The sequence below is a fragment of the Streptomyces sp. SolWspMP-5a-2 genome, assembly GCF_900091845.1.
Taxonomy (GTDB): domain Bacteria; phylum Actinomycetota; class Actinomycetes; order Streptomycetales; family Streptomycetaceae; genus Streptomyces; species Streptomyces doudnae.
Genome location: NZ_FMCI01000177.1, coordinates 1 through 3,585 on the forward strand (window position 1 = coordinate 1; position 3,585 = coordinate 3,585).

Sequence of the window (3,585 nt, forward strand, 5' to 3'; positions counted from 1 at the left end):
AGGGCGTCGCTCTGCGCGGTGCGCAGCCGCCGGGGGCGCAGTCCCGCGGCGGCCAGTTCCGCGCTGGGCGGTCCCGGCCAGGGCGTCGGCGCCGCACTGGGCGGCCGTGTCCAGACCGCGGTGCAGGGCCTCGGCCGCCGCGCCCGGCCGGCCGGTGCGCCGCAGCTCGGCGCCGAGGGCCACCAGGGCGCACGCCAGTTCGTAGGCTGCCGGCGAGCGTTCCAGATGACCGACGGCCTCGGCGAGGCGGCGGACCCGGTCGGGTCCGGGGGTGACCTCGGCGGCGACCCGCAGCGCCTGGCCGATCGCGGAGGGGGCGCCGAACTGCCGGGCGCGGGCGACCGCTTCGAGGGCGGTGGCGGCGGCGCGCTCCGGGTCGTCCCGGCTCTCGGCGCGGGCGAGGTGGAGCCGCCAGGGGCACCAGGCCGGGTTGCGGATCCCGCGCGGCTCCAACCGCCGTCCGGCGGCGCCGAGTTCGTCGGCGGCGAGCTGGTGGAGGCCCTGGGCGAGCAGGAGTTGGCCGTACACGGTCTGGGCGTCGGGGAAGACGACGGCGGCCGGGAAGGGCGCTCCGAAGGAGTGGTCCGCGGCGGTGCGGGCGGCCTCGTCGACCCGGCCACGGGCGAGCAGCACCTCGACGAGGGTGCCGACGGCGTACCAGTGGGCCGGGGTGCCCGAGCCGACCCGTTCGGCCAGCCGCAGCCCGGCCCCGGCCAGTTCCTCGGCCTCGACGAGCCGCCCGCGCCGGTACCGGAGGTAGCCGAGCAGGGTGTACGCGAACGAGAGGTGGCCGCCGCGCCAGCCGCGCCGCTCGTAGTCGGCGATGCCCGCGGCGAAGAGTTCCTCGGTGCGGCCGGGCCGGTCGGCGTACATGAAGGCGAGAGCGACCAGGACGGGCACCTCGAAGCCGCGGTCGGGCTCGGCCCAGCGCAGGCCCCCGGCGAGGGCGCGCTCGGCGTGCCGGAGGGCGACCCGGGCGGGTTCGCCGCGCTGGACGGCGTCCCAGGTGCGCAGGCCGATGATGTACCGCTCGGTGAGGTCGCGGCCCTGGAGGCGGTCGGCGAGCCTGGCCAGGCGCCGGGAGCGGGCGGGGTGGTCGGGCTCGTCGGCGCGGAAGGCGTCCCACATGAACTGTTCGGCGACCATCCGCAGCCGGACCCGGGCGTCCCCGGTGGCGCGGATCTCGCGGGCGAGGGTGTCGGTGGCCTCGGCGAGCCGGTCGCTGTGGGCGAGGACCTGGGAGAGCCGGTAGACGATGTTCTGGCGCAGCCCGGGGTCGGAGACGGGTTCGTCGAGGGCGGCGCGCAGGTGGTTGACGGTGGTGGCGGGCTCGGTGAGCAGGGAGGCGCGGCCGAGTTCGTAGAGGACGGCGGCCCGGTCCTCCGCGGGCGGGGGTTCGCGCAGGGCGCGGGCGAGGTAGCTGCGGGCCGCGTCGGGCGCACCCGCCCTGAGCGTCTCCTCGGCGGCGGCGCGCAGCCGTCCGACGGTCCAGGTGTCGCCCTCGGGGTGGGTCTCCAGGAGGTGCCGGGCGGCGGCGGAGGGGCCGAGTCCGGCGTCGGTCACGCACCAGGCGGCCTGGCCGTGCAGGGCGACGCGGAACCCGGCGGGGACGGCCCGGTAGACGGCGGTGGCGATGAGCGGGTGGACGAACTCCAGGGTCTCGACGCCGGTGAGGACGCGGGCGCCGCGCAGGGCGTCGACGGCGTCGGCGGCCTCCTCGTGGCCGAGTCCGGCGACGGCGGCGGCGAGCGCGGGCGGGATCTCGGTGCCGAGGACGGCGCAGGCCCAGGCGAGGCGGACGGTGGAGGTGCCCAGGCGTTCGAGGCGGGCGACGAGGCCGCTGCCCTTGACGGCGGCGGCGAGGTCGCGCAGCAGATGGGCGGCGGACTCGGTGGGGGTGACGCCCCGGTCGCGGACCTTGGCGAGGAGTTCGACGGTCTCGAAGGGGTTGCCCGCGGTGACGGCCCAGCACTCGCGGCAGAACGCGTCGTCGGGCGCGGTGCCCAGGGTGACGCGCGCCAGCCGGGCGACGGCGGCGGCGCTGAGCGGTTCGAGGTCCAGCGGGCGTCCCCCGGCGCGGCCGGGCAGTCTCCTGAACGCGTCGGCGTGGTCCGGGAGTTCGTCGGGCCGGTAGGCGACGACGACCAGCAGCGGGAGTTGTTCGGCGCGCGGGGCGAACGCGGCCAGCCAGCCCAGGGATTCGGGGTCGGCCCAGTGGGCGTCGTCGAGGACGAGGACCATCGGGGCGCGCAGCACGGTGAGGTGGGTGAGGACCCAGTCGAGTCCGTCGCGCAGCCCCTGCTGGTCGGGGGCGGGCCGTCGGTGGGGGCGCAGAGTCCGAGGGCGGGGCCGACGATGTCGTACCAACTGCCCAGCGAGGCACGGAGGTCGGCCGCCGCCAAGCCGGCGAACTGGGGTTGCAGGAGCTGGCGGGCGACGTGGAAGGCGACCCGCTGCTCCTGGTCGCCGCCGCGGCCGGAGAGCACGGTGCAGCCGCGGGCGGCGGCCCGGCGGCGGACCTCGGCGAGGAGGGTGGTCTTGCCGATCCCGGCGCGTCCGGCGAAGGCGAGCAGCCCGCCGCGCGGGCCCGGCGGCGGTCCGGTGCCGTCACCGTGTGTCCCGGTCAGTTCCCCCAACGCCTCGTCCACCGCGGTCAGTTCACTCTCCCGTTCGAAGAGTGCCCGGCCGTTCCGTGCGCCGCGCAGCGCCATGCACACCCCCTGGCACGGTGGTCCGCCCGCGCGGGGAGCGGGCGCGCACCGTGACCGTCAGGCACCACAGAGTACGCCCGGCGGGGTGCCGCGGGACCGTTCCCGGCGTTCCTCCCCGAGTGCTCACGGAGACCGTCCCCGGTGGTGTATCGGGGCCGGGGGAACGCATCCCGGGGCGCCCGGGACGTACGGTTCGGGTGTGCCACCGGACCGGAGAGGGAGCGTGTGATGGAGGACTTGCGTCGGCTGCTGCGCGAACTGGCGGTGTTCGAGGGGGAGCTGCCCGTCTTCGACCCGTCGAAGGCGCCCGGCTCGCCCGCCGAGCTGTTCACGGAGTGGCTGCTCGGGGCGGTCGCGGCGGGGGTGCGGGAGCCGCACGCGATGACGGTGTCGACGGCGGGCGCGGACGGCGATCCGACCGCGCGGACGCTGATCCTCAAGGGTGTCGGGCCGGACGGCTTCCGGTTCGCGTCGGACGGCGGCAGCGTCAAGGCCCGTGATCTCGCCGCCCGCCCCTTCGCCGCGCTGACGTTCTACTGGGCGCCGCTGGCCCGGCAGGTGCGGGTGCGCGGTCCGGTCGTGGCGGCGACGCCCGAGGAGAGCGCCGCCGATTTCCTGGCCCGCGGCGTCCCGGCCCGCGCCGAGGCCCTGGTGGGGCGCCAGTCACAACTGCTGGGCGATCCGGCGGAGCGGGACGCGGCGGTGAAGGAGTCCCTCGACCGGCTGGCGGCCGATCCCGGTCTGGTCGCGCCGGGCTGGACCCTGCACACCGTGCGCCCGGAGTCGGTGGAGTTCTGGCAGGGCGACGCGCGGCGGCGCCACACCCGGCTGCGGTACCTGGCCGTGGACGGCGGCTGGCGCCGCGAGCTGCTGT

1 protein-coding gene and 1 pseudogene are annotated in these 3,585 nt (G+C 77.3%); one reads left to right on the forward strand and one right to left on the reverse strand.

Annotated elements, in window-relative coordinates; genetic code table 11:
- Positions 1 to 2,711: pseudogene (locus GA0115242_RS18485) on the reverse strand (AAA family ATPase); the annotation flags it as partial.
- Positions 2,712 to 2,939: 228 nt separating this feature from the next.
- Here GA0115242_RS18485 and GA0115242_RS18490 point away from each other — a divergent pair.
- The coding region (locus GA0115242_RS18490) for a pyridoxine/pyridoxamine 5'-phosphate oxidase (RefSeq protein WP_093829842.1) at positions 2,940 to 3,585 on the forward strand (646 nt) is incomplete at its 3' end.